This window comes from Xenorhabdus yunnanensis (assembly GCF_028598805.1).
Lineage (GTDB): Bacteria > Pseudomonadota > Gammaproteobacteria > Enterobacterales > Enterobacteriaceae > Xenorhabdus > Xenorhabdus yunnanensis.
Genome location: NZ_JAQRFI010000251.1, coordinates 1 through 412 on the forward strand (window position 1 = coordinate 1; position 412 = coordinate 412).

General features: G+C 53.6%; 1 protein-coding gene. It reads right to left on the reverse strand.

Features of this window, described 5'->3' with window-relative positions; genetic code table 11:
* Positions 1 to 412 (reverse strand): terminase small subunit (locus tag PSI23_RS23740; RefSeq protein WP_273557059.1); only part of this gene is annotated, 412 nt, incomplete at both ends.

Consider the following 412-nt stretch of genomic DNA (forward strand, 5'->3'; position numbering starts at 1 on the left):
CAGTTCCTCCGCCGTCACGTTAGCCACCTCGATTGGGCCGCCGTCTGCGCCGGTGTGTTCGTTCTTCACGTTGTCGCGGAAGGCCTGCACGCTGACGTGTTTACCCAACAACTCCAAGTTCTTCACCTTATCCGGCCATTTGATTTTTTTGAGCATTCCCACCATATCGCGCTCGTCGCCCCGGCCTTCGAACATCTCCGCCAGATTGAATCCACTGAGATAACGGCGCCATGATTCCGGCCATTGGCTCAGCGGCTTGATGCTCAGGTCTTCTTTCAGAATGTCGGCCACATCCATCTGATCGATTTCAACGAGGCGCCTGAGTACATAGTTGGCATCAATACCCAGTTGTTTGTTGCGCGCCTGTTTCAGCTCATCGATCAGCGCAACAACATAGGGTTTTTGCATCAAC